This window comes from Nitrospirae bacterium YQR-1, assembly GCA_039908095.1.
Classification (GTDB): Bacteria; Nitrospirota; Thermodesulfovibrionia; order Thermodesulfovibrionales; family Magnetobacteriaceae; genus Magnetomonas.
The window spans coordinates 19,084-43,691 of the sequence record JAMOBJ010000008.1; the positions used below are offsets into that span (position 1 = coordinate 19,084).

A 24,608-nucleotide genomic window follows, 5' to 3' on the forward strand; every position below is an offset into this window, starting at 1 on the left:
ATGTCCAAAAAAATGCTTGGCAATATAATGAGAGAAGCGCAGAAGCTTCAAGAAAAGATGATGAAAATGCAGGAGGAGGCAAGCCAGAAAACGGCTGAGGCAAGTGCCGGCGGGGGCATGGTAACAGCAGTGGCAAGTGGTGCAGGAGCGATAGTATCTATAGCGATTGACAAAGAGGTGGTAAACCCCGATGATGTGGAAATGCTTCAGGACTTAGTCGTAGCGGCTTGTAATGAGGCATTAAAGAGGGCACACGATCTCGTGCAGGATGACCTTTCAAAGGTAACGGGAGGACTTCAGTTACCGGGGATGCCGGATATTTCCGGTTTGTTTGGCAAGTAACACACGGTATGTCACAGGGAATAATCGAAACACTTGTTAATGAGCTAACCAGACTGCCCTCAATAGGCAGAAAGACTGCGCAACGGCTGGCTTTTTTTATTCTATCTATGCCCGATGACGAGGCAAAATCAATAGCAGGAGCAATTTTAGCTGTTAAGGAAAGGGCACGCCTTTGTAGTGTTTGTTTTAATATCGCAGAGGGGTTGACGTGTGCGCTGTGTGCTGATACGTCAAGGGATAGTGATAAAATATGTGTAGTTGAGGAGCCCGGCAGTATTGCGGTTATAGAAAAAACAGGGTTTTTTAAGGGCCTCTATCATGTATTGCACGGCAACCTCTCGCCAATTGACGGTATAACCCCTGAGAAACTTAAATTAAACGCTCTCACAGAGAGGGTACGAACCGGTACGATTTCTGAGGTTATTCTTGCCACAAACCCAAACACAAAGGGTGAGATGACAGCCCAGTACATAGCCAATCTGCTCAGACCCTTTAATATATCCATAACGAGAATTGCGTACGGACTTCCCATGGGCGGCGACATAGAGTTTGCTGATGAGGTAACTATGGGAAAATCCTTTCAGGGAAGGACTAATCTCTGATCTTCCGTGGTATTTAGATTATTACCTGTGGTATGATAGTTAACTTTTCCTCTAACCCACGGAAACCTGTAGGTAGCAATATTAATCTGTTGATAAAAGAAACAAACCCCAACGCAAACGGATTCTGGAATAAATTTTGAATTGATAAAAACACTGGTAAATGTTAGAATAAATAACTTAAAATTTTATAAAGCAGGGAAGTGCCGATTATGCGAGTTGATGATATACGTTTAGGTTTAACTTTTGATGATGTACTCTTAGTGCCGCGCAAGTCCAGCGCATTGCCGTCTGAGGTAAACGTTGAGACCTGGCTTACAAAAGACATTAAAATGAACATACCGATAGTGAGTGCAGCAATGGATACCGTTACGGAGTCACGCCTTGCTATAGCAATAGCACGCGAGGGCGGCATTGGAATAATACATAAAGCAATGACCCCTGAAAATCAAGCATTAGAGGTTAATAAGGTAAAAAAATCGGAAAGCGGTATGATTGTTGACCCCGTAACAATATCTCCCGGCTCACTGGTTAAAGACGCACTGATTCTTATGGAAAAGTACCGTATATCCGGTGTTCCGGTTACGGAAAACAACAAATTGATAGGAATTCTCACTAACAGGGATTTGCGGTTTGAAACTGATACATCAAAGAAAGTCAGTCAGGTTATGACCGGCATTAATCTTGTTACCGCCAAAGAAGGAACTAATTTAGATGAGGCAAAGGAACTCCTGCACCAGCATAAGATAGAGAAGCTTCCCATTGTTGATAAAAACTTTAACCTTATGGGGTTAATAACCATAAAAGATATCGAAAAGAAAAAGAAGTATCCCAATGCCTGTAAAGATAAGTACGGCAGACTACGGGTGGGAGCGGCGGTGGGAATAGGCAAAGACGCTGTTGCAAGGGCTGAACTGCTGTGTGACAACGGTATAGATGTGGTTGTGATAGACACTGCACATGGGCACTCGGACGCTGTAATAAACACTTTGAAAGAGTTAAAAAAGAATTTTAAGATACCGGTACTGGCCGGCAATGTTGCAACAAAAGAGGCGGCACAGGAGCTTATAGAGGCAGGGGTGGATGGCATTAAGGTAGGAGTCGGCCCGGGCTCTATCTGCACAACACGGATAGTTGCAGGGGTCGGTGTGCCCCAGATAACAGCTATTATTGAGACCTGTGAGGTAGCGCATAAGCATGGGATACCGGTTATAGCAGACGGTGGGATTAAGTACTCAGGTGATGTAACCAAAGCACTGGCATCGGGGGCAAGCACGGTTATGATAGGGAATCTATTTGCAGGTACTGAGGAGTCACCGGGTGAGACTATCTTGTTTCAGGGCAGAAGTTATAAGGTTTACAGGGGGATGGGGTCACTCTCGGCCATGGCTGATGCTCAGAGCGCCAGGGACAGATATTTTCAGGGCGACATAGACGACGCAGGAAAGCTTGTTCCCGAGGGCGTGGAAGGAAGAGTGCCTTACAGAGGGCCGCTGTCGGAAACTGTTTATCAACTGGTCGGAGGCCTTCGTTCAGGCATGGGGTACTGCGGTTGCCGCACACTTGAGGAGTTGAGAGACAATGCACACTTTGTTCAGATTACAAATGCCGGCCTCAGGGAAAGCCATGTCCATGACGTTATAATAACCAAAGAATCACCCAATTATAGAACCGAATAATGTTTGAAGATAAAATCCTGATTTTGGATTTCGGTTCACAATACACACAGCTCATTGCGCGGCGCATACGAGAAAGACACGTTTATTCGGAGATATTTCCTTTTAATGCTCCATTTTATAAAGTAAAAAATTTTAATCCCAAAGGGATAATACTTTCCGGGGGGCCTGCAAGTGTGTTTGACAAAGACGCACATCTGATTGGCAAGGAAATCTTTTCACTTGGTGTGCCGGTTTTAGGCATATGTTACGGTATGCAGTTAATGGCACATCTGCTGGGCGGCGCCGTTGAGAAATCCGACAAAAAAGAATACGGCAAGACTGAGTTAACAGTTACCGACGACACGGACTTACTGTTTGGCCTGAGCAAAACCTCCACAGTGTGGATGAGCCACGGTGATATTGTCGTAAAGCCGCCCAACGGTTTTACAACGATGGGACAGACTCAAAATTCTTTATATGCTGCAATTGCTGACAGGTGCCGTAAATTCTACGCCCTTCAGTTTCACCCTGAGGTTGTACACACTGAGGAGGGCGGCACGATAATAAATAATTTTTTACATAACATATGCAACTGTGCCGCCACATGGGAGATGTCCTCATTTATAGAGTGGGCCACAGGGGAAATCAAAAGCACAGTCGGCGGTAACAAGGTAATTTGCGCTTTAAGCGGCGGTGTTGACTCATCCGTGGTTGCGCTTCTAATTCACAAAGCCATAGGGGAGCAACTGACCTGCATATTTGTTGACAACGGTCTTCTAAGAAAAGGTGAACGACAGAAGGTCGCAGATACTTTTCAAAAGCATTACCATATTAATCTGATAACGGTAGAGGCGTCTGATAGATTTTTGACCAAACTTGCCGGAGTAACCGAGCCGGAAAAGAAGAGAAAAATTATCGGCAATGAGTTCATCAAAGTGTTTGAGGAAGAGGCTAATAAGATAAAAGGTGTGGATTTTCTTGCACAGGGGACGCTCTATCCGGACGTTATAGAGAGCGTATCGTTTAAAGGGCCCTCTGCTACAATAAAGTCCCATCACAACGTGGGAGGACTCCCTGATGTGATGAAACTCAAGCTGGTTGAACCGCTTAGAGAGCTTTTTAAAGATGAGGTAAGGCTAATCGGGCTGGAGCTGGGGCTGCCTGAGGAGATATGCTATCGACAGCCTTTTCCAGGCCCCGGGCTTGCCATAAGGTGTATTGGTGAGATTACTGCAAACCGCCTGCATATTCTCAGAGAGGCGGATGCCATAGTGCTTGAGGAAGTAAAACGTGCCGGGCTTTATAAAGATACGTGGCAATCATTTGCCGTCCTTTTGCCGATAAAAACTGTGGGGGTTATGGGTGATGAGAGAACTTATGAGCATGTAATAGCCATAAGGGCGGTAAACAGTGTGGATGGGATGACGGCGGACTGGGCAAAGTTTCCTTACGATGTTTTATCCAACATATCCAACCGGATAATAAACGAGGTAAAGGGCGTAAACAGAGTCGTTTACGATATAACGAGTAAACCTCCGGGTACTATTGAGTGGGAGTAAGATTTTTCAGTTTATTGGATTCATGAAGGGATATTTATAAGGGGAAAGGGCTTCACCATTTCATCTTGATAATCCCGCAGGGTATAGCGGCACAGGGGCTGTCGGGGAGATTCATTAAAAAAAGGAGGGGCAACCCCCTCCTTTTTTGTGATATATATATTGTTAAATCTAAAATCCCAGAACGTTCTTATTGCCCCCCGGACCAGATGTGCTGTCGTCCTCGCAGATGTAACCAAGTACGTTACGTTTAGGGTTTGTTGTTCCCTGGAAACAGGACATTGTCATACTTTTGCAGTTAAGGTCTGAGCCGGTTGAGGCTAAAGAAAGTTTAGCGCCATAGGCAGTGACTGAGTTAACTGTACCACCGGTTTCAGTGGTAATGTCCTTACTTTCTGAACCAAATGTAACACTCTGGCTGCTAAAGGAGATCATTTTTGTGATGCCGGCTCCTAAGGTGGCAGTGAATGTGTTTGCTGTGCCTACAGGTTTGGTGCTTGAACTGGTTACAGCTACAGATACTGTAGCCTCAGCGGTGGCGGCATTGGATAAAAAACAATAAACAACATTACTGGGGTTGGTGTGAAGATACGGCATATAGTAATACACGTTAGAGGCGGCGCCGACGTGAGCAGGATTCATACCACTAATTCCTATAAACATTGAAACAGTCAGTGCAAGGGTTACTACCGCCAAAATTATCATTTTCTTAATCTTCATACTTGTCTCTCCTTTAATAATTTATTAAGTTTTAGAATTCTAATAAGTTTCTTAAGCCACCGGCTCCGGCTGTGCTGTCATCCTCACACAAGAATCCGGCAACATTTCTTTTAGGATTTGATGTTCCCTGAAAACATGTTAAGATTTCATTTTTGCAATTAACGTCTCCTCCCGTGCTTGAAACAACCCTAAGGTGGCCTGAAAAAGGCTCAGAGCTGCCAACATCGGTAGAGAACAAAACACTATCTTCAGATGAGCCGGTTAGCGGTACAAGGTACAAACCCTGGCCACTGAATCTAAACATTCTTGTTGTCCCTGCGGCTACAGTTGAAGCAAATGACTGTGTCCCCTGAGCAGGCTTTGTATTGTAACCGCTGGTCACCCCAAATGAAACTTTTACTTCAGCAGATGATGAATTTGACAGAAGACAATAGGTTACGTTGTTTGCATTGGAATGAAAATACGGTAAGTAAAATCTAACGCTTTTTGCAGTAGCCCCTACCACCGAATTATTAAAATTAGCCGTTACCATAGCCTTTGATGCAAAATTTACTGTACATTGATTTGAGCTTGCCGAGTTGCAGCCACTCCACGATGAAAAGACTGACTGCGATGAGGCTGTTGCCGTTAGTGTAATCTGTGCACCGGTTGTTTGCGAGGAAAGAATTCCCTTTGGGCCTTTCCATGTTATTGTGCCGGTATTGGCGGTTATTGTTCCGTCACCGAAACCGTTTTTAATTACATATAGGGCATCTGTTACTGTTGCCCCCGAAAAAGTTGCATAATAGTTCTTATCGCCGCCTCCTCTGAATCCTGGTCCGGGCAGTGGTGATTTTGCCTGCTCTGCTGCGCTGCGCTCATATCCGATCCTTTTTGCCGTGAAGTAGTTATACATTTCCGTCCCTGCCGGAGCAAAACTAAAAACCATTATGAGCAGTGTCAGAAAGGACAAAATGTACATAGGATTAAATATTGCTGTAGGCGCAGTAAAATTATCTTTTACATACTCCTCAATTGTGTTGACCATCCCTTATTTTCCTCCAAAACTGTTTGATTAAATGTTCACAATATACTACACTTTCGTCTTACCCCTTAATCACCTTAATCTTCCACCCCCCCTGAAAATAACCTTAATGCACCTATGCATGCTATTTCTTTACTTTCTCAAATTTTATCGTTATCACTTTACCGGGAGCAAAAACAGCTGCACAATCGCTTCCGGTAACTGTATTACAACCATTCCATGAGAAGATGACAGACTGAGATGATGCTGTCCCCATAATTGACAACTTTTGTCCTTGTTTTAACGCACCTATCTTTCCCACAGGGCCTTTCCATGATATAGTATTGCCCACAGCAGAAACCGTACCTCCGCCTGTGCCTTCTTTCACAATGTAAAGGACGTCAGGGGATGAAGCCGTAACAGCTGCAGCATGGAATTTCCCATCTCCGCCCGGAGGGCGAATTCCAAAGCCGGTCTCAGACTTCCGGTCTCTGAAATCAGGGGAAACTGAGTGCTCACTGACAACTAAGGCCTGCGGTGTGCTTAAAGAGCCCTTTAACATCTGAAAATCCGGAACAGCCCTGAATGTTGTAAGCACAATGCTCAGGAAAGACAGCACATATACAGGATTAAATATGGGATGTGCCGTAAAAAAACCTCCACCCATTATCTTTACATCTTCTCTCATTACCCCTCCATAACGATATCAGCACAATTCCACAGAAATTGTTTTAAAGTTAAAAAAACTTAAACTGATAAACCAATTGCAATAGCTAAAAAATCAGGAGACATTTTTACTAAACCTTATATCTATTCACCTGCAAGGGTCTGGAAAGTGTGATGGTGGAGCTCTTCCTCAGCCAGAATCTGCTCAAAAAGCAGCCTCGTAGTTGAGTCACCCTCATCATTAGCCTGTTTGATTATTTTTTTATAGAGTGCAATAGCATACTCCTCTTCCCTGATATTCTTCTGCAGCATTTCCTGCTCTGTGCCGGTAATATCCACAGGGTCAGGCGCGGTTACAGGCACGTCACCAAGGTAGGTAAGTCTCTCGGCGATTTTTTCTGCATGGAGCATCTCCTGCATAGCTATCACCCGAAACTCGGTACTTATAAATTTTGCCCTTTTACCTTTTATCATTATATGCTGAAACATGTACTGGATGCTTACCTGTAACTCCCTTGCTATTGCTGCATTTATTAGTTTTTTAAGTTCTGCACTTGCCACTTTTTCCCCCTTAGTAAAATAATAATAACAATAGAGAATAGTACAATAAGCGCTATCTCTTTGTCAACAAAACTGTGGAGCCGCCTCTGACTCTGCCAACCAGTTGTATTACATAATCAGCACTACACAACACACACAAGAAGAAAGGAATAAAAGCAGGCAATCTGTAACGTGCCATTGCTAAGTAGTGGGCTGTTGCAACCAGAAAAACCACCGTAGAAATTGAAAATATGAATAAAACAGTCTCTCTGCTACTTACCGCCGCAAAACCACTTTTTATCAGCTTATAAATATAGAACAACATTACTATCATTAACGAGTAAAATGGTATTAAGCAAAATATCGTGTAGTATATAAAATCAGATAACTCATAGATCAACTTCATTTTCCAGTTTTTGTATGCCATGTCAGGATATTCCTTATGATACTTTTTGATGACATCCGGGACATCGGATTTCTTAATTAGAAAAACCGCCGGAAACCAATAATAATCCCTGCCCGTAAATATTCTTTTCATGTTGTCATAAAGTACTTTCCTGAACTTATCAGGATGCTCTTTTATGTAAGCATAAGTAACAATTTTATACCCCCTGCTTAGTGCCAATTGTGCTTCATTTACAGTTTTCCCCTCTTTCAACAACTGAAGAAACAGCTCTCCCGTATATGCCGGTTCTTTCCATCTGTAGTATTTTGTGTCACTTTTATCTATCTCATAATATACATAATTTAAGAAAATGGCACTCCCGTCATTTACCGAATTAACATACTCTCCCGTCAGGCGTTTCATTCTTAATACCTGTAAGGAAAATGACATCAGAATAATTAATATTACCAATACAAATACCACAGCATTCCTGTTGTTCTTTTTCACACCGGAGTAAACACTCAGCAAGACAAATATGGGTAAAAGATATGCCACCATGTTATTTCTGCCAAAACACAGCAAAAAACTGTAAACAACCAATCCCGTAACCACTAATAAAAAAACGCTTCTCTTAAGGCTCTCCAGCAGTGTCAACATTAAAATCAACATAAACAGAAACGACATAAGCCCGGCCATTACTAAGTCTATCCCTATCCCTGCTAAGAATACTATGAATGACGGGTTGTAAATTATATAGATAGTAAATAAAATCCAGTTACGCTCTGAACACTCTTCTTTATAGAATATTTTCAACGATACAAATACACTTAGTGAAATCAGTAAAAATACAAATATGTTAATCACATGGGCAGCCTTTATCATGTCTCCACCTGTGGCATAAGAGATACCCGACATCAGCAATGGATACGTATGTAAATAGGTCATTCCATCTGTATAACTCCGGCTTTCAACATTAACCGGTATCGAATGGTACCCCATGTGCGGACTGAATTTTAAATCGCCAAAAATCTTGTAGTTCCTTGCCAAATCTATAAAGGCATCAGCATCTGAGCCGTAACCTGCATAATTACTCCTGTTGCTGTCCTTTATATGATTTGCCAAACTAAAGGTAATAACGCACAGGGCTAAAACTATAGCCAGTTCTTTAAAATTTAAAAAACTATCGGATTTTATCATTTACCTCACAGGCCGTTTCCCCTCTATAAGATCAAGAAGTGAGTTAAATGCCTCTACAAACAAGCGTACCCCGTCATCCTCAAGTGTCGCAGTTACAACATCAAGGTTGATGTTTAAATCACTAATATCATCTAAAACCGCTGAGGCTTCATCAAGGCCTCTGTCAATGGTTCTCTCAATTTTTCCATGGTCTTTAAAGGCCGTTACAGTCTCATGAGGCATAGTGTTAATTGTCTGGGGGCCTATGAGGGACTCCACATACAAGCAATCACTGTAGGCAGGGTTCTTGGTGCTTGTGCTTGCCCACAAGAGCCGTTGCAGGCGCCCCCCACGCTGCTTTAATGCCAAAAAACGCTCTGTCGAAAACAGTGCCACCATTGACTGGTAAGCACTTTTGGCATATGCCACAGCAGATTTACCCTTAAGGGACTCGATCCATTGTTTTTCATCGGGGTTGGTTGTGGCATTTATACGGGCATCAAATATTTTATCAATCGCTGTATCCATTCTACTTATAAAAAAGCTGGCTACTGAAGCCGTATTAGCTATACTACGGCCTCTTTTTAAAGCCTCTTCAAGCCCTTCAATGTAAGCCATGGCCGTCTCTTCATACCTCTTGACTGAAAAAAGCAACGTTACGTTTACATTAACTCCATTTGCCGTCAACTCCCTTATGGCCTCCACTCCCTCCTTTGTGGCCGGCACCTTTATCATTATATTGGCCATGTTGAGCCTTTTATATAGCTCCAAAGCTTCTGAAATCGTTGCCCCGGCATCATAGGCATAGTTTGGGTCAACCTCTATGCTTACATAACCATCCACCCCCTTGCTGGATTCATATATCGGATATAACATTGTAGCTGCATCAATTATGTCTTTAGTCTCAAGGCTGTAGAATACCTCTTTTGAACTCACCCCGGGCTCTTTAAAAAGCTCCGACATCTGTGCATCATACTCCTTGCCATCCCGTATAGATTTATAGAAAATACTTGGATTTGACGTAATTCCTAAGAGGCCGTCTTCATCCATCATTTTTTTTAATTGTCCGCTACCTATAAACTCACGGCTTATGTTGTCGTACCAAAAACTCTGCCCGGCCATTTTCAACTCTGTCAGCGGATTTGTTTTTACCATTAAACGTACCCTCCCCAATGATTTTTTTTGTCACCTTATCTTCAATATTATTTTCATGATTATCTTCATCTTTAAAAACAATATTACCCTCTCCATACAACAGGCTTCCTTCCGGCAACCCTTCTAATGCAGTCTCCTATATAATCACATGTTTGTAAGACACATAAATATGACGTCAAAAAAACCGGCATCCTGTATCGTACCTCTGAAAGAAAATACGCTGTGGCTGCCATGAAAATTACCGATGAACAGGAAAATATAAATAAAATTGCCTCTCTTACTACGATTTTCTCAATACCGCCGTTTAACAGTTTAACACCATTGACTAAAATCACAATCACTAACGACCAAAATGGTAATAAACAATAAACAACATAATATACTCCATCAAAATATTTGTAGATTTGTCTGAATTTCTTGTCTTTATACGCCATGTCAGGATACACATCGAGATACGCCCTGATAGTGTCACTGTAGCCATGATATTTAATAAGAAATATGGCTGGAAACCAGTAATAGTCCCTGTCTATAAATATTTTTTTCATGTTTTTATATAGTGATTTCCTAAATATATCAGGATGCTCTTTTATGTAAGTATATGATAGTTTTTTGAACTCCTTGCTTATCGACAACTGTGCCGCATTTTCGCTTTTACCGTCTCTTAATAGTTTAAGAAATAACTTATCATTATGAGCCGGCTCCTTCCACTTATAATACATCGTATCATTTTTGTCAATATTGTAAAAAACGTAATTTAAAAATAAATTATAGCCGCTGTGTATGGAATTAACATATTCACCGGTCAGGTGTTTCATTCTTGTTATTTGTATTGACATAGCTGCTAATATAATAAGTACCATTAAAATAAACACACTGAAAAGCCTCCTGTTTTTTTTGGTAAAAAAATAAACAGTAAGAAAAAAAAATATTGGTAAAATATATGCCACCATGTTATTTCTCCCAAAGCATAATAAAAAAGTGTAAAGGGCCAACCCGGCACTCATTATAACAAAGGAGCTCTTTCTGATGTTTTCGCTGAGCGTTAATAACAAAATCAACATCATTACAAATGACATGAGTCCGGTCATTACCATATCTATTCCTATTGAGGCCAGAAACAGTATAAATGCCGGATTGAGCACTATATAAATTAAAAATAAAATCCGGTTACGCTTTGACGCCATGTCCTTATATAAAATCTTTATTGATATATATGCACTACATGAAATTAATAAAAATAAAAAGATATTAATCACTCGTGCAGACTTTACCATGTCCCCGCCGGTTACATAAGAGACGCCTGAAATCAGCAACGGATACGCATGTAAATAGGTTAAACAATCCGTATAGTTACTGCTTTTTAAACTAAGTGAAACTGCATGGTAGCCGATATCAGGGCTGAACTTTAAATCACCAAATATTTTGTAGTTTTTAGCCAAATCCAGATAAATATTTACATCGGAGCCGTACCCTCCATAATTATTCTCATTATTATCTTTCATTTGACCGGATAAAAACAGAGTTAAAACACATAAGAGTGCAACCATTGCCAGCTCTTTGAAGTTCAGCAGATTATCAGATTTAATCATCATTTTTAAAGACCGCTAATGGGGCAGTAAACAGAACTAAAAACACGGTAATACCAGGGTTGAAACCAAAAATATAGTAAGTGGAAGGACTCCATCCTTCCCCTTAAACCCCATCCTGCGAGGGAAACAATTCCCCTTGCCCCCCGTTTCTCAGAGTTTAGAGGGTTCACCTTAAACTTTACCGGCAATGTAGTCCCTTTTTTATTTAAAAATTTAAACTATATCTATGAATGCAGCCTGAGATAAATCCATCTCCATTATATGCTCCGGCTTATTCAGGTACTATTTTTTAACATAAAACCACTGATTATTTCAACGGGCAGCTCCTTATGCGGGCTATAATCTGAAGCAGTCCATATCCTCCAAAAATTGAAATAACCGGCATAACCGGATGTCTGAATCTGCCGTAGCCGGTTACCCCACCACTTAGCAATATAAAGTATGCCAAAACGATAAACATAAAAATGCAGGCGGCATCCGTCTTTTTCATGTTTACCACCCCCCCCACCATAAAGACATAACAGAGGATAAGCAGCAAACCCAAAAATACATTGGCGGCAAATAAAAGCGGCGCATCCGATGCGGCATTCTTTAGCACTTTTACCGGAGACAAGTCCAGAGTGCCGCCGAAAATATCCTTCTTCCCCTTGTAGCTAAACAACTCGGCATATTCAGTTGCTCCGGGGGAAAACAACACCGCCGCTATCCCTTTTATGTATATGACTGCAAAAGTGCCTACATTATCACTTAACGTCTTCAGTGCTTGTCTTTGCATATAAGCAAAGCCGCTGGCATAATCAAGCCCTTGTTCTGCAACTATTCTTTTAAATATTTTCTCTTCCGTATCCTGTACCTGATAGAATGGAAGTTTTTCATTTTTAGCCATCACTGATACCCTGTGGTAGAAATAAAGATTAAAATCAGATACGGATGAAAAACGCCCATAGCCGGTTTCTTTGAGATTCCTCATCTGCCATATGCCTGTTAACAACAGTGAAACGAAAAGCATGAGTGCTAAATTGATGATTAACCGTTTCTTCTCCTTCTGAGTTTTTGAAAAAACTATGTAAATGCCCTGCAATATCACTGCAAATATGGAAAGATACAAAGCCACAGGGCGTATATACGAACATATGGCGGCAAAGAGGCCGGCGGCAAGCGCATATCCGGCTGTGGGGTTTTTTATAAGCTTTATAGCAAGAAAAAGAAAACACATGAGAGTGAAAGTAAACAGAGTTTCAGTAAGTAAAATTAACGAATATACAACAGATAGGGGCTCAGAGGCATAAAGAAAGGCGGATGCCGCAGCTACCGCTTTATCTTCAAAAATAATAAGGGCACTCTTAAAGACAAGATACACAGTCAGCGCACTCAGAAGGATTTGGATAAGTATCGTGGTAATTTCCACATGTGAGGACAGCAGTCCTGGAATAAGGAAAACAGGATAAGCCGGAGTTCTGAAAACTTCAGGGCTGTGGGCGTTGCTGAAGGAGTGGGAGAAAAGCAGCTGTTTTGCCAAAGCCAAATATGGGGGCGTGTCGGAGCGGGTAAAAACCGCCGGAGTCTCCGACATTAACCATGCCGGCAGAAAAACAGACAGACGTACAACAAGACAAAACAATACTATATGCCACGGGCGTGCTTTTTTCCAAAAACCCCCTGAAATTATTGTCCTGTTCTTCAATTAAGCAAAAAGGTTATACCTGATTATACAGTAGATGGCTCTGATACCGTCTTTCCAGTTGATTTTTTTACCTTCAGCGTATGTGCGGCCATAGTACGATATAGGGACTTCATAAATTTTCAGGTTCTTTTTAGCGATTTTTGCGGTAAATTCCGGTTCAAAACCGAAGCGGTTTTCCACAAGCTTTATGCCCTCAAGTATCTCCCTGCGGAAGACCTTATAGCAGGTTTCCATATCGGTAAGGTTAATGTTTGTAAGCATGTTTGAAAGCATGGTTAAAATTTTATTTCCAATGTAGTGCCAGTAGTAGAGAACTCTGTGCGGGCCTCCCAGAAACCTTGAGCCATAGACAACATCGGCCACACCCTGCTCTATCGGAGTCAGAAGTTTTGGGTACTCATTTGGGTCATACTCCATATCGGCATCCTGAATTATGATTACATCACCGGTTGCAGTCTCAAAACCGGTACGAAGGGCCGCTCCCTTACCCAAATTCCGGCTGTGGTAGGATACCTTTACAGAGTCTCCGTTTTGAACTTGTTTTAAATATTCCCTTGAGCCGTCCGTTGAGCAGTCATCCACTATGACAATCTCTCTTTCCATATTCCCTAACGGGGCGTTTTCCACCCGCCTGATTATCTCCGCTATGGTTTTCAGCTCGTTATATATCGGTATCACTATGGATGCCTTCAAATTCCCGCCTCCTTCACTGTGCCAACTCTCTTTTATAACCTCAGAGTGTAGTAATTATAATAAATTAAATCTGTAAAAGGTCAATGATTCTTTAATTTTCCCTGCCGGTGTTTTCATATAGCATCATATACAGGAAAAACTTCTCGCTCTTTACAATGCTCTTTGTGAATTGCTTTAACGGAACCAGCCTGTAGTGCCGTAGCTCATAGTTTTTAACAGGACTGTTAAAGACAAGTAAGACGTCAGACCTAACGGACTTCATATAACTCTGCGTAACCTTTAGTACGTCAACCGCCTCAGTTCTTTTTTCCGCCCTCCAAACGGTAAATGTACCCATTTTGCCTGGTACAGGGTAAAAGAAAGGTCTGTCAAGGTATGCCGACACTCCGCTGGAGGCAAAATCCCAGAAACCGGATATCGGCATATTTTGCCAGTTGTTTTGCTTTATGTAGTTTGCCGCTTCCTTACTTTCCGAAAACTGGTATATGTAATCAAGCGTATTTGCTATTAATGCACTAATTACTCCTGCTGAAAATATGACAACCGTGAAGCGGTTTTTATTTCTCTCAAAAAAATCTAAAAACACATTGAAAGAAGTTTTTTTTGTGAACTCCGCTGAAGTGTAATAACCAGCTATCCACAGAGTGCTGACAAATGCAAAATAATAATGTGCCTTGTGGCGCAGCGAGCCCTCATAAAAAATGTAACCAAACGCTGTAACTCCTACTATGGCGGTAATGTAATAAAAAACGGCTGTTTTTTTCCTCAACACAATGAACAGCGGAAACAGAAACAACACAAAGGAGGCAAACATCCTTAAAATGTATCTCGTTTCTCTTTGTACAGGCAAGTAGCTTAAAATATTCGTTCCTAAAAAAGTCATTTCAATGCGAGGTACGGGTATAAAAACATTCCACATTTCTGAAATCTGATCCTCTATTCTTCCTGCAATGTCAGTGTTAATAAGCACCGGATTGTACCAGTAGGAATCAGATGGAGGCGTCATTTGAATTAATGAAAGAACAAGTCCCGCCGTAAAAATTAAAAGTGATATGTAAAACCGTCCCGTCCTGTAAACACTGTAATCCTTCATAAGCACGGGTTCAATAAAAATAGTGGCTGCAAGGGCTATTGCCAATATTGTTGAGAGGGCATTACACTGGCACATTAAAAATAAAACGGCAGAGAGCATTATGTAATTTCTGTTTTTTAAGTCCTTACCGAAACATGCACAGAAAATGAAAAGAAATAAGGTACCGATAGCATAGTTTCTGCTTATTGTTGCAAATTCAAAGAAAGGGAAGTAACCGAAAATAAACAGTGTTCTTAGAAGTTTACTAAAGGGGGCAAAGCGTAAAAATATGAATGCTGAAACTGTGGCAATAAGGAGATGAACCGCTTGCATAGCAGCCGGATTTCGTGTTATTTTAGTCAACGGATAAAGAATCAGATGCCAGAGCATGGGATGGCCCTGATAGCGCATGTTTTCAACAAGTCCATCAAGTGAGGCGGCGTCCCGGGCTATCATCCAGGCCTCAAGCTCATCACGCCACATCTCGTGGTGCACAATGTTAAAAAGAGTAAGAATAAAGAAAGCAAGGGTACAAATATATACAAATCTCAGATTATTATGTGTATCGTCCATAGTTTCCTGCTTATTGCTCATTCTCACTCATATCTCATTATGTAGAGATAGAAATTCTCATCGGTCACAATGTTGTTTGTGAACTCTTTGAGTGGAATTAATCTGTATTGTTGAATGTCATAGTATTTTGCAGGGGTGTTTAATACGACTAAAATGTCCGACCTTACAGTACTACAGTACTTCTCAATATTTCTTAGTACATCGTCCTGTTTAAATTTCCGCGTATTCCAGACAGTGAAGGAGCCGGTTTTATCAGTAACAGCGGAATAAAATGGTTTGCCAAGATATGCTGCCACTGCGTTTACTGCAAAATCATGGTGGCCGGCAACAGGCATACTCTGTAAATTGTTTTGCTTTATATAATAAGCGGTCTCCTTACTTCCTGAAAAAGGATAAATGCAATCAAGAGTGTTGGCTATTGCTCCTGCGATAACCCCAACCAAAAAAATTACTGTAATATATGTGTTTTTATTTCTTTCAAAAAAACTAAAGAACGGGCTAAGGGAGCGGTTCTCTGCTGGATAATAGTTGTGAAGCCACAAGGCTGAGACAAATACAAAGTAATAATGTGCATTGTGACGCAGCATGCCCTCATGAAATATGTAGCCAAAGACAAACAGCCCTGCCACTGCTGTTGCGTAGTAAAAAGCCGGCATTGTTTTTCTGAATAAAATAAAAAGAGGGACCATAAATAACCCTAAAGAAAAAATCAACCTCAGGACATATCGTATTTCTTTCTGAACAGGTAAATAACTGAGAAAATTTGTATGCCAAAAATCCATTTGAATACGAGGGATAGGTACAAAAACATTCCAAAATCTTGAAATCTGATTAGCTATCCTCTGTGGTATGACGGCATCAAAAACAAATGGGTTGAAACTGTTTGTATCCGCAGGGGGGATCATTTGAGTTATCGAAATAATAAGTCCCGCAGCAAAAATTAGAATCGATACATAAAAGTTTACCGGCTTGTAAACTGTGAAATTCTTCAATAACAAGGGTTCAAGAAAAACGGTGATTGCAAGGGCTATTGCCAACACTGCTGATAGTGGATTACACTGGCACATTAAAAATAGAATTGCCGACAGAAAGAGATAATTTCTGTTCTTTAAATCTTCTCCATAACAAGCACAGAAAATAAAAAGAAATAAAATCCCGACGGCATAGTTTCTGCTTATCGTTGCATACTCAAAAAAAGGGAAATAACCGAATATGAACAGTCCCCTTAAGAGTTTGTTAAAAGGGGCAAACCTTAAAAAAATGAATGCTGAAAGTGTGGCAATAAACAGATGAACCATTTGCATAGCGGCCGGATTTGCCGTTAAATGCTTAACAAGATAAAGAATAATAAACCACAGGGAGGGATGTCCCTCGTATCTAATATTTACAAAAAGCTCCGGAAAGGAATTGGCCGACAGAGCTATCGACCATGCCTGAAGTTCATCACGCCACATCTCATGGTGCAGAATATTAAAGAGGGCAAGAATAAAAAAAACTAAGGTACAGGTATAAATATATTTTAAGTCGTTATTAGTGTTTTCCATATTTTTATTTAGATTATGCGTCAAGGTTATTCATACTTTATCATATACAAGAAAAAGTTTTCACTCTTTACTATGCTCTTTGTAAAGTGTCTAAGAGGAATTAACCCGTTTTGCTGCACTACATCATCGGGTAAAGGGTTTTCATTTACAATAAATAAAACGTCGGTTTTTATAGAATTTCTATATCTATCAACATATTTAAGCACATCCACCGTTTCATCCTTTATGGATTTCCAGACAGTGAAGGTGCCGGTTTTGTCAATTACCGGATAATAAAAAGCTCTGTCAAGATATGCTGACACAGCACTTGCCGCATAAAACCAGTGGCCGGCAACAGGCATATTTTGCTGGTAATTTTGCTTGATATAATTTGCCGCTTCCTTACTCTCTGAAAAAGGATACATGAAATCAATGGTGTTTGCCGTTAATGCTCCGGCCATACTCAGCGAAAAGACAGCAGTTATGAAACGGGTTTTATTTTTTTCAAAAAAGCTGAAAAACGCATTGAGCGGGATTGTTTGTGAGGGATAGTAACTGTTCAGCCACAAGGCCGTTACAAATGCAAAGTAATAGTGGGCCTTGTGGCGGGTATAGCCTTCATAAAAGATATAACCAAATGCCGTAACGCCAATCACACTGAGAGCATAATAGAAAGCCGGTATTTTTTTTCTAAGTACAATGAAAAGCGAAAACAGGAGTAATCCTAAGGAGAGAGACAGCTTTAAAACATATATCATTTCCTGCTGAAGAGGCAGATAACTCAGAAAATTAGTATGCCAGAAATTCAATTGAAAGCGAGGGACGGGGACAAAAACATTCCACAGTGAGGAAATCAGGCCGGCTGTTTTCTGTAGAAAAACAGGGGTAACAATGACGGGATTATAGAAACGGGCATCTGCCGGAGGAATAAGTTGAATTACAGAGAGTAAAAGGCCTGAAGTAAAAATCAAAATTGAAACGTATAACCGTCCTGTCCTGTAAACACGGTAATCCTTCAAAAGCAGTGGTTCGAGAAAGATAGTGAGCGCAAGGGCTATCGCCAGTACTGTTGAAAGGGCGTTACACTGGCACATTAAAAATAAAATTACCGAAAGAGTTAAGTAATTTCTGCTTTTTAAATCTTTACCGAAACATACACAGAAGATAAAAAGAAACAGAATGCCGGCGGCATAGTTTCTGCTTATTGTTGCGTATTCAAAGAAGGGGAAATAACCAAAGACAAACAGCGTTCTTGAGAGTTTATTAAAGGGGGCAAACCGCAAAAATACAAATGAGGAAAGTGTGGCGATAAGTAGATGAACCATCTGCATAGCAACGGGATTTCTTGTTAGCCTGGTTATCGGATAGAGAATTAAATGCCAAAGCATGGGATGCCCCTGATAGCGCATGTTTTCTATGAGCCCATGCAGTGAAGAGGCCTCTGCGGCTATCATCCATGCCTCCAGCTCATCACGCCACATTTCATGGTGCAAGATGTTAAATAGGGTCAAGATAAAAAAAACAGAGGTGCAGATATATACAAATTTCAAATCGCCGCCGGCTCTTTCCATAACTGTCACATCAGCCCTGGGGTGAGTACCTATTGATACTTACACTTATAGTTAATGCTGACAACAAAAAACCGGATACTGTATTACCGCCTGTAAGCGGCAATACAGTATATATATCTACAGGTGACGGAAACCCCTCTGCCTGAGTCAACTGGATAAGCATCAGTAAAACATTATCATCATGTTATGTATCATCAATAAGTGTTATGATACAAAAATGCAGCACAATGGTGCAATTACAAATGCAAACGGTTTTTATTTTTATACCGTTTAATTTATACTAAAAAGGTTGAACATGGACAGGATAAGTGTGATAGGGGCAGGGAGCTGGGGAACTGTGCTGGCCAATATGCTGGCACTCAAAGGCCACACTGTCACACTTTGGGCATATGAGGCGGAAACGGTGCAGAGCATATTAAGTACCGGAGTAAATGAAATCTTTATGCCTGAGCTTAACCTTTCTTCAAACGTAAAACCCACTAATGACATCAATGAGGCTGTTGATTCTGTAAAATATGTGATATTTAGTGTGCCTTCCCAGTTTTTGCGCAGAGTGCTGGATTTAATAAAGTTAAAATTACCTCAGGACGCAGTAGTGGTGACAGCGGCAAAGGGAATAGAAAAGGTGACACTTATGACGGCAAGCGCGGTAATAAGGGATTTTTTGCCTAATGAGGTGGCAGCTCTGTCGGGACCCAGCTTTGCAAAAGAGGTGGCATTAAGAAAACCGGCAGCCGTTTCCCTTGGAGTTCAAAACGATACAAACGGTCATATCCTGCAGGAGGTATTAAATACAGAGTATTTCCGGGTATATACAAACGACGATATTTTAGGGGTAGAGCTTGGCGGAGCCTTAAAAAACGTAATAGCCATAGCTTCAGGTATCTGCGATGGTTTGTCATTAGGGAATAATGCAAGGGCGGCATTGATAACACGGGGGCTGTCGGAAATAGTGCGTCTTGGAGTTAAGGCAGGCGCCCGTGAGCGTACATTTTCAGGATTAAGCGGCATAGGGGATTTGGTGTTAACCTGTACGGGGGTGCTTTCGAGAAACTATACGGTTGGAAAGAAACTTGGTATGGGGCAGAGTCCGCAGGAGATTGTCAAAGGCATGAAAGCGGTGGCGGAGGGTGTTGAGACCTCACAGTCAGCCTATGAGTTATCAGTAAGACACGGAGTTGAGATGCCGATAGTCGAACAGGTGTATAAGGTGATTCATCATGGTAAGGACCCCGGCTCGGCCGTAAAGGAGCTGATGTCCAGAGAGCTTAAGCGGGAGTTTTAGCCTGGGTGGATACAGAATCTCTGAAGAGCCTCCTAAATTCCTTTAAAAACGGAGCTACAGGACTGGATGATGTAGTGAAAACTCTGAAACATCTGCCGTATGAGGACCTGGAATTTGCCCGTGTTGACCACCACAGGGAGCTGGTATCCGGAATGGGGGAGGTGGTTTTTGGGCAGGGTAAAAGGCCTGAGGAAGCCATAGCGATAGCACAAAAGATTTATGAAAAAAGCGGTAAGGTTCTGCTGACCCGCGTAAGTGAGGACGTCTATAACGGCCTTGGCATAGAGGGCGCCGTGTATGACAAACAAGCGCGCCTTATAACAGCCTGCAATAAGAACACTGAAAACAAAGGGAAGGTGCTGGTAATAACAGCCGGCACGGCGGACATTGCGGCGGCAAAGGAGGCGGCACTGACAGCGTCCTTCTTAGGCAGTGTTGTGGAAACACTGTATGATGCCGGGGTGGCGGGGCTTCACAGAATACTAAAAAACATGGAGCTGTTCTCTACCGCCAATGCCATAGTGGTGGTAGCCGGCATGGAGGGGGCGCTTCCCTCCGTGGTAGGGGCTCTTACAGATAAACCTATCATTGCAGTGCCCACCTCAGTTGGTTACGGCACGTCTTTAGGGGGGCTGACCGCCCTGTTTGCAATGTTAAATTCATGTGTTCCGGGCATAGCCGTAATGAATATTGATAACGGTTTCGGCGGCGGCTGCTTTGCCCATAAGATAAACATGTTGTCGGTACGGGGATAGTTATGGAAGGAGAGAAACCCTCAAAGTCTCAGCGTCTTACCGGAGATTTTGTAATTAAGGCGCTCCTTGCCCAACGCACAATAAGCAATGAACAGGCTGAGACGATAACAAAAGAGTATGAGGTCAGGCGGATGCGCCTCCAAAAAGTACTTGACTCCGCACTGGTTGGTAAACACGGCGGCATACGGGAAATCATCTCTCCTGCCGAGGTTATCGCCTCTTATGAGCTTGAAATGCCGGGAGCTGCCGGTAAGATTATAAATGAAGACATTATAACGGAGGCATTAGCCAAAGAAATAGCAATCCCGTACAGAAAACTTGATCCGTTAAAGCTTGATCTCTCGGTTGTAACCGGACATGTACCGCGTCCCTTTGCCCTCAAATATACACTTGCGCCTGTTCAACAGAGTGGAGATACTATTGTCATAGCGGTAGCTGATCCTTTTAACATGGAAGGCATAGACAGCATAAAGCAGCTAAAGAGGTTGAAGCTGCAGCTGGTACTAAGTTCCCGCAGTGATATAATTAAAATAGTCAGGGAGTTTTTTGGTTTTCATTCATCTGTGGCGGCGGCAAATGCACAACTGAAACCAACCACTGATCTGGGTAACCTTGAACAGTATGTAAAGATGAAGGGCCAGGGCGAGATAGAGATGACCGACTCACATGTGATTAACGCAGTGGAGTACCTGTTGCAGTATGCCTTTGACCAGAGGGCAAGTGACATTCACATCGAGCCTAAACGGGATAAGTCAGTGGTGAGGCTGCGTATAGACGGTGTTATGCACTATGTTCATTCGATGCCAAAGCCTGTCCATGCTCCCGTGACATCCCGGTTGAAAATGATATCAAGAATGGACATAACGGAAAGACGCCGCCCTCAGGACGGCAGAATCAAAACTACATATAAAAACAAAGAGCTTGAACTGAGAGTATCCACATTACCTGTAGCATTTGGCGAGAAAATAGTAATAAGAATTTTTGATCCTGACGTTTTGATGCAAACTGTGGAAAATCTGGGATTTTATCCGCGTGAGTATCAGCAGTATAATTCATTTATAAACAGACCTAACGGTATAATCATGGTAACCGGTCCTACCGGAAGCGGTAAAACCACGACTCTGTATTCGTCACTACGGGCGCTGTCCTCTCCGGAGGTTAACATTATAACCATCGAGGATCCGATAGAGATGGTGTTGGAGGATTTTAACCAGGTGGGAGTTCAGGCCGCTATAGGAGTCACCTTTGCAAACATCTTACGGACGATTCTGAGGCAAGACCCTGACATTATAATGGTCGGAGAGATAAGAGACAAGGAGACGGCGGAAAATGCCATTCAATCGGCGCTTACCGGCCACCTTGTACTGTCAACACTTCACACAAACGATGCACCGTCAACAATAACGCGTCTGCTGGATTTAGGAATACAGGCTTTTTTAATTTCCTCAACAATAATAGGGGTAATTGCACAGCGGCTGGTGCGCAAAATATGCCTGCACTGTAAGCAGGAAAGAAAAATGTTACCGGATGAGATGGAGTACCTGCAATTGAAAGCCGGTGATTATGTGGTGCACTATGGGCGGGGTTGTGCCGAGTGCAGGGGGACCGGGTACATGGGACGCACGGCTATATTTGAAATCATGGAGTTAACGGAAAACGTTAAGCGGATTCTGACGCCCAATGTAGATGCTGCAGTGCTTTATAAAGCGGCAAGGGCAGACGGGATGGTAACCCTGAGGGAATCCGCCGTCAGAAAGATGCTTGACGGTGTAACAACCTACGAGGAAGTCGTTTCTATGACAGGGTAAGCGCTCTACCCAACTGCAGCTTGGTATGACTATTTGAGCTTGTCAAAGTATCAGATATTAAATCTTAACAATTATCGTATATAATAATCCATGCGCCGGAAAATTAAAATACGATATTATCTGACCTCTTTTGCCGTTGTTGAGACGGTACTGGTTCTGTTATTACTATTTTTTATGAACAGCAGAAAAGATGAGATACTCACTAATGCCACAGTGCGGTTGCAAGACACCTATCAGAGTGTTTTTAATAATTTCAGCCTTCAGGGACAAACCATCTACAGTGACATATCCAGCAGGCCGGAGATTCTTAAAATTATTTCTGATGCCGACACAGCAAATCAGAAAGAAAAAGCGTTGTTACGCAGCAGGTTATACGATATATTAAACCCGTTTTATGAAAAGCTGAAGAGTCTGGATGTTGTTCAACTACATTTTCATCTATCCGACGGCACCACATTTCTGAGATTTAATATGCCGTGGCTGTTTGATGATAATCTTACAAAAGTAAGATACTCCATAAACTACATCCTGAGTGAGAAACAGCCTGTTGAGGGGTTTGAGCATGGCAGATATAACAGCGCATTCCGGTATGTATTTCCCATTACTAAATACAATGTTTTTATAGGTAGTTTTGAAACAAGCATTCATTTCAAAGATTTTAAGAAAAATCTGTTTAAAATTTTTCCGGCAGAATACTTTTTAATAGTTAATAAAGAGGCCATCAATAAAGAATACACTATCTCAGCTTTAAACCAATACACGAAAACCTCCTTAAATGGTGATTATCTGATTGAGCCGTCTGAACTGAAAAATAACGACTGCGCACCCTTAAAAAAAAATAATCTTGAGGAAATTTTACAGTTTATAAAAACTGACGTTACCGGTAATCTGCAAAAGCGTATAGCTTTTTCTCATCTGCTTAAAAGTAACGGAAAGTACTACATAATTTCATTTGTACCGGTACAAAACACGGAAAAGCGTATAGGGGCCTACCTTGTGTCTGTTGTGGAAAATAATGATATAACACTATATAATGATTTTACTTTAAGATTAATTGCCGGCACGTTTTTTCTTGTTTTGATTATTTCACTGCTCTATGTTAACAACAAGATTATAAAGCATAAAAAATTAATCGAGTCTGACCTTAAGTTTTTACAATTATTTCTGGAGACTATCCCAAATCCTGTTTTTTTTATGGATTACAGCGGAAAATATAAAGGTTGTAACAGCGAATTTGCCGATATTCTCAGGTTACGCAAAGAAGATATTTTAGGCAAGGGGGCATATGAAATCCTTACTGAGGAACTTGCCGGTATTTTAAGCAGGGACGATAAAAAGCTGATGAAAACAGCAGAGAAGCAGACATATGAGGCACGGATTACATATAGTGACGGTAGGGTGCATGACGTGATAATTGTCAAAGCACCGGTAATGTCTTATCGTAGAAGCTATGGAATCGTTGGCAGTCTTTTGGATGTGACTGAGCGTAAGCAGATGGAACAGCTGCTGGTAAACAATGCCCGTATTGCCTCTATGGGAGAGCTGATAACGGCGATAGCCCATAACTGGAGGCAGCCGCTTAATGAAATCGGCCTTACAATTGCCGACATAGAGGATGCCTTTGAATTCGGCCAGCTTGATAAGGACTATCTGCGCGATTCCGTACAAAGCGCAATGAACACTCTCCATAGCATATCAAATACGATCAATGAGTTTAGAAGTTTTTATAAACCCACAGAAGTACCGGATGAGTTTGAAATCGGCTTAGCAGTTGAGGATACCTTGAAAATGTTTACAGAGGCGATAGAGAGCTCAGGAATTAGCTGCATTTCAACTCTGCTGAAAGATATAAAAGTGAAGGGTTATGAGAGCGAATTTAAACAGGTTTTTTTAAGCATTCTCAACAATGCAAAAGATGCAGTTACGGAGAATTTAATCAGAAATTCAGAAAAAGCCGGCAGCGGCAGGATTGAAATCAATATGAGCAGGGAATCAAATAAGAAAGTTACTGTTACGGTAGCAGACAATGGAGGCGGAATTCCGGAAAGAGTTATAAACAGGATTTTTGACCCCTACTTTACAACAAAGATGCAGGGTAAGGGTATCGGTATGGGTTTATATCTTGGAAAAATAATAATAGAACATAAGATGAAAGGCAGACTATATGCTGTTAATTCCGGCAGTGGAGCTGTCCTTACAATTGAACTAGGCTATTGATGACGACAATATCCTTACCCTTTGATTAAAGATTAAAG

At 41.6% G+C, this 24,608-nt stretch carries 20 protein-coding genes; 8 read left to right on the forward strand and 12 right to left on the reverse strand.

What is annotated here, in order from left to right:
* From H7844_05970 to guaA, 4 genes are all read left to right on the forward strand, one after another.
* Entirely contained in the window at positions 1 to 342 is a 342-nt protein-coding gene (locus tag H7844_05970; GenBank protein ID MEO5356829.1) for a YbaB/EbfC family nucleoid-associated protein, read from the forward strand.
* A gap of 8 nt (positions 343 to 350) precedes the next feature.
* Entirely contained in the window at positions 351 to 944 is a 594-nt protein-coding gene (gene recR, locus H7844_05975) for a recombination mediator RecR (GenBank protein MEO5356830.1), read from the forward strand.
* Between the two features lie 209 nt (positions 945 to 1,153).
* The gene (gene guaB, locus H7844_05980; protein ID MEO5356831.1) at positions 1,154 to 2,620 is read left to right on the forward strand and encodes an IMP dehydrogenase; all 1,467 of its coding nucleotides are present in this window, start codon (positions 1,154 to 1,156) and stop codon (positions 2,618 to 2,620) included.
* The gene (gene guaA, locus H7844_05985; GenBank protein ID MEO5356832.1) at positions 2,620 to 4,158 is read left to right on the forward strand and encodes a glutamine-hydrolyzing GMP synthase; all 1,539 of its coding nucleotides are present in this window, start codon (positions 2,620 to 2,622) and stop codon (positions 4,156 to 4,158) included. The genes guaB and guaA overlap by 1 nt, the downstream gene beginning before the upstream one ends.
* Before the next feature lie 168 nt (positions 4,159 to 4,326).
* On the opposite strand, the gene H7844_05990 is transcribed toward guaA, so the two are convergent.
* The 12 genes from H7844_05990 to H7844_06045 form a co-directional block, all read right to left on the reverse strand.
* Positions 4,327 to 4,875: a hypothetical protein gene (locus tag H7844_05990; protein MEO5356833.1), complete on the reverse strand. Its 549-nt coding sequence runs from the start codon at positions 4,873 to 4,875 to the stop codon at positions 4,327 to 4,329.
* A gap of 31 nt (positions 4,876 to 4,906) precedes the next feature.
* A complete protein-coding gene (locus H7844_05995; protein MEO5356834.1) occupies positions 4,907 to 5,902 on the reverse strand; it encodes a hypothetical protein in 996 nt (331 codons plus the stop codon).
* A gap of 121 nt (positions 5,903 to 6,023) precedes the next feature.
* The gene (locus tag H7844_06000) at positions 6,024 to 6,566 is read right to left on the reverse strand and encodes a hypothetical protein (GenBank protein ID MEO5356835.1); all 543 of its coding nucleotides are present in this window, start codon (positions 6,564 to 6,566) and stop codon (positions 6,024 to 6,026) included.
* Positions 6,567 to 6,688: 122 nt separating this feature from the next.
* A complete protein-coding gene (locus tag H7844_06005; protein ID MEO5356836.1) occupies positions 6,689 to 7,105 on the reverse strand; it encodes a ferritin-like domain-containing protein in 417 nt (138 codons plus the stop codon).
* Between the two features lie 52 nt (positions 7,106 to 7,157).
* Complete coding sequence (locus tag H7844_06010; GenBank protein ID MEO5356837.1) at positions 7,158 to 8,666, reverse strand: hypothetical protein; 1,509 nt, start codon at positions 8,664 to 8,666, stop codon at positions 7,158 to 7,160.
* Complete coding sequence (gene tal / locus H7844_06015; protein MEO5356838.1) at positions 8,667 to 9,800, reverse strand: transaldolase; 1,134 nt, start codon at positions 9,798 to 9,800, stop codon at positions 8,667 to 8,669.
* 83 nt (positions 9,801 to 9,883) lie between these two features.
* Positions 9,884 to 11,392, reverse strand: a complete 1,509-nt coding sequence (locus H7844_06020) for a hypothetical protein (protein MEO5356839.1) — start codon at positions 11,390 to 11,392, stop codon at positions 9,884 to 9,886.
* Positions 11,393 to 11,696: 304 nt separating this feature from the next.
* A complete protein-coding gene (locus H7844_06025; protein MEO5356840.1) occupies positions 11,697 to 13,073 on the reverse strand; it encodes a glycosyltransferase family 39 protein in 1,377 nt (458 codons plus the stop codon).
* Complete coding sequence (locus tag H7844_06030) at positions 13,074 to 13,766, reverse strand: glycosyltransferase family 2 protein (protein ID MEO5356841.1); 693 nt, start codon at positions 13,764 to 13,766, stop codon at positions 13,074 to 13,076.
* A 91-nt stretch (positions 13,767 to 13,857) separates the two neighbouring features.
* On the reverse strand, positions 13,858 to 15,411 hold the full coding sequence (locus tag H7844_06035; protein MEO5356842.1) for a hypothetical protein: 1,554 nt from the start codon (positions 15,409 to 15,411) through the stop codon (positions 13,858 to 13,860).
* Between the two features lie 23 nt (positions 15,412 to 15,434).
* On the reverse strand, positions 15,435 to 16,955 hold the full coding sequence (locus H7844_06040) for a hypothetical protein (protein MEO5356843.1): 1,521 nt from the start codon (positions 16,953 to 16,955) through the stop codon (positions 15,435 to 15,437).
* A gap of 26 nt (positions 16,956 to 16,981) precedes the next feature.
* On the reverse strand, positions 16,982 to 18,505 hold the full coding sequence (locus tag H7844_06045) for a hypothetical protein (protein MEO5356844.1): 1,524 nt from the start codon (positions 18,503 to 18,505) through the stop codon (positions 16,982 to 16,984).
* A gap of 295 nt (positions 18,506 to 18,800) precedes the next feature.
* Here H7844_06045 and H7844_06050 point away from each other — a divergent pair, with 295 nt between their 5' ends.
* The 4 genes from H7844_06050 to H7844_06065 all read left to right on the forward strand — a co-directional run bounded on the left by H7844_06050 (position 18,801) and on the right by H7844_06065 (position 24,570).
* Positions 18,801 to 19,790 (forward strand): NAD(P)-dependent glycerol-3-phosphate dehydrogenase, encoded by a 990-nt coding sequence (locus H7844_06050; GenBank protein MEO5356845.1) that lies wholly within the window; start codon positions 18,801 to 18,803, stop codon positions 19,788 to 19,790.
* 5 nt (positions 19,791 to 19,795) lie between these two features.
* Positions 19,796 to 20,545, forward strand: coding sequence for a nickel pincer cofactor biosynthesis protein LarB (larB, locus tag H7844_06055; protein ID MEO5356846.1), 750 nt, complete (start codon positions 19,796 to 19,798; stop codon positions 20,543 to 20,545).
* A 2-nt stretch (positions 20,546 to 20,547) separates the two neighbouring features.
* Positions 20,548 to 22,353 carry a GspE/PulE family protein gene (locus H7844_06060; GenBank protein MEO5356847.1) on the forward strand — a complete coding sequence of 602 codons (1,806 nt, stop codon included), beginning with the start codon at positions 20,548 to 20,550 and terminating at the stop codon, positions 22,351 to 22,353.
* 90 nt (positions 22,354 to 22,443) lie between these two features.
* The gene (locus H7844_06065; GenBank protein MEO5356848.1) at positions 22,444 to 24,570 is read left to right on the forward strand and encodes an ATP-binding protein; all 2,127 of its coding nucleotides are present in this window, start codon (positions 22,444 to 22,446) and stop codon (positions 24,568 to 24,570) included.
* Positions 24,571 to 24,608 lie beyond the last annotated feature (38 nt).

Coding starts and splice junctions, on each gene's coding strand:
- H7844_05970 (MEO5356829.1), top strand. CDS start 1: ATGTCCAAAAAAATGCTTGGCAATATAATGAGAGAAGCGCAGAAGCTT.
- recR (MEO5356830.1), top strand. CDS start 351: ATGTCACAGGGAATAATCGAAACACTTGTTAATGAGCTAACCAGACTG.
- guaB (MEO5356831.1), top strand. CDS start 1,154: ATGCGAGTTGATGATATACGTTTAGGTTTAACTTTTGATGATGTACTC.
- guaA (MEO5356832.1), top strand. CDS start 2,620: ATGTTTGAAGATAAAATCCTGATTTTGGATTTCGGTTCACAATACACA.
- H7844_05990 (MEO5356833.1), bottom strand. CDS start 4,875: ATGAAGATTAAGAAAATGATAATTTTGGCGGTAGTAACCCTTGCACTG.
- H7844_05995 (MEO5356834.1), bottom strand. CDS start 5,902: ATGGTCAACACAATTGAGGAGTATGTAAAAGATAATTTTACTGCGCCT.
- H7844_06000 (MEO5356835.1), bottom strand. CDS start 6,566: ATGAGAGAAGATGTAAAGATAATGGGTGGAGGTTTTTTTACGGCACAT.
- H7844_06010 (MEO5356837.1), bottom strand. CDS start 8,666: ATGATAAAATCCGATAGTTTTTTAAATTTTAAAGAACTGGCTATAGTT.
- tal (MEO5356838.1), bottom strand. CDS start 9,800: ATGGTAAAAACAAATCCGCTGACAGAGTTGAAAATGGCCGGGCAGAGT.
- H7844_06020 (MEO5356839.1), bottom strand. CDS start 11,392: ATGATGATTAAATCTGATAATCTGCTGAACTTCAAAGAGCTGGCAATG.
- H7844_06035 (MEO5356842.1), bottom strand. CDS start 15,411: ATGGACGATACACATAATAATCTGAGATTTGTATATATTTGTACCCTT.
- H7844_06040 (MEO5356843.1), bottom strand. CDS start 16,955: ATGGAAAACACTAATAACGACTTAAAATATATTTATACCTGTACCTTA.
- H7844_06045 (MEO5356844.1), bottom strand. CDS start 18,505: ATGGAAAGAGCCGGCGGCGATTTGAAATTTGTATATATCTGCACCTCT.
- H7844_06050 (MEO5356845.1), top strand. CDS start 18,801: ATGGACAGGATAAGTGTGATAGGGGCAGGGAGCTGGGGAACTGTGCTG.
- H7844_06060 (MEO5356847.1), top strand. CDS start 20,548: ATGGAAGGAGAGAAACCCTCAAAGTCTCAGCGTCTTACCGGAGATTTT.
- H7844_06065 (MEO5356848.1), top strand. CDS start 22,444: ATGCGCCGGAAAATTAAAATACGATATTATCTGACCTCTTTTGCCGTT.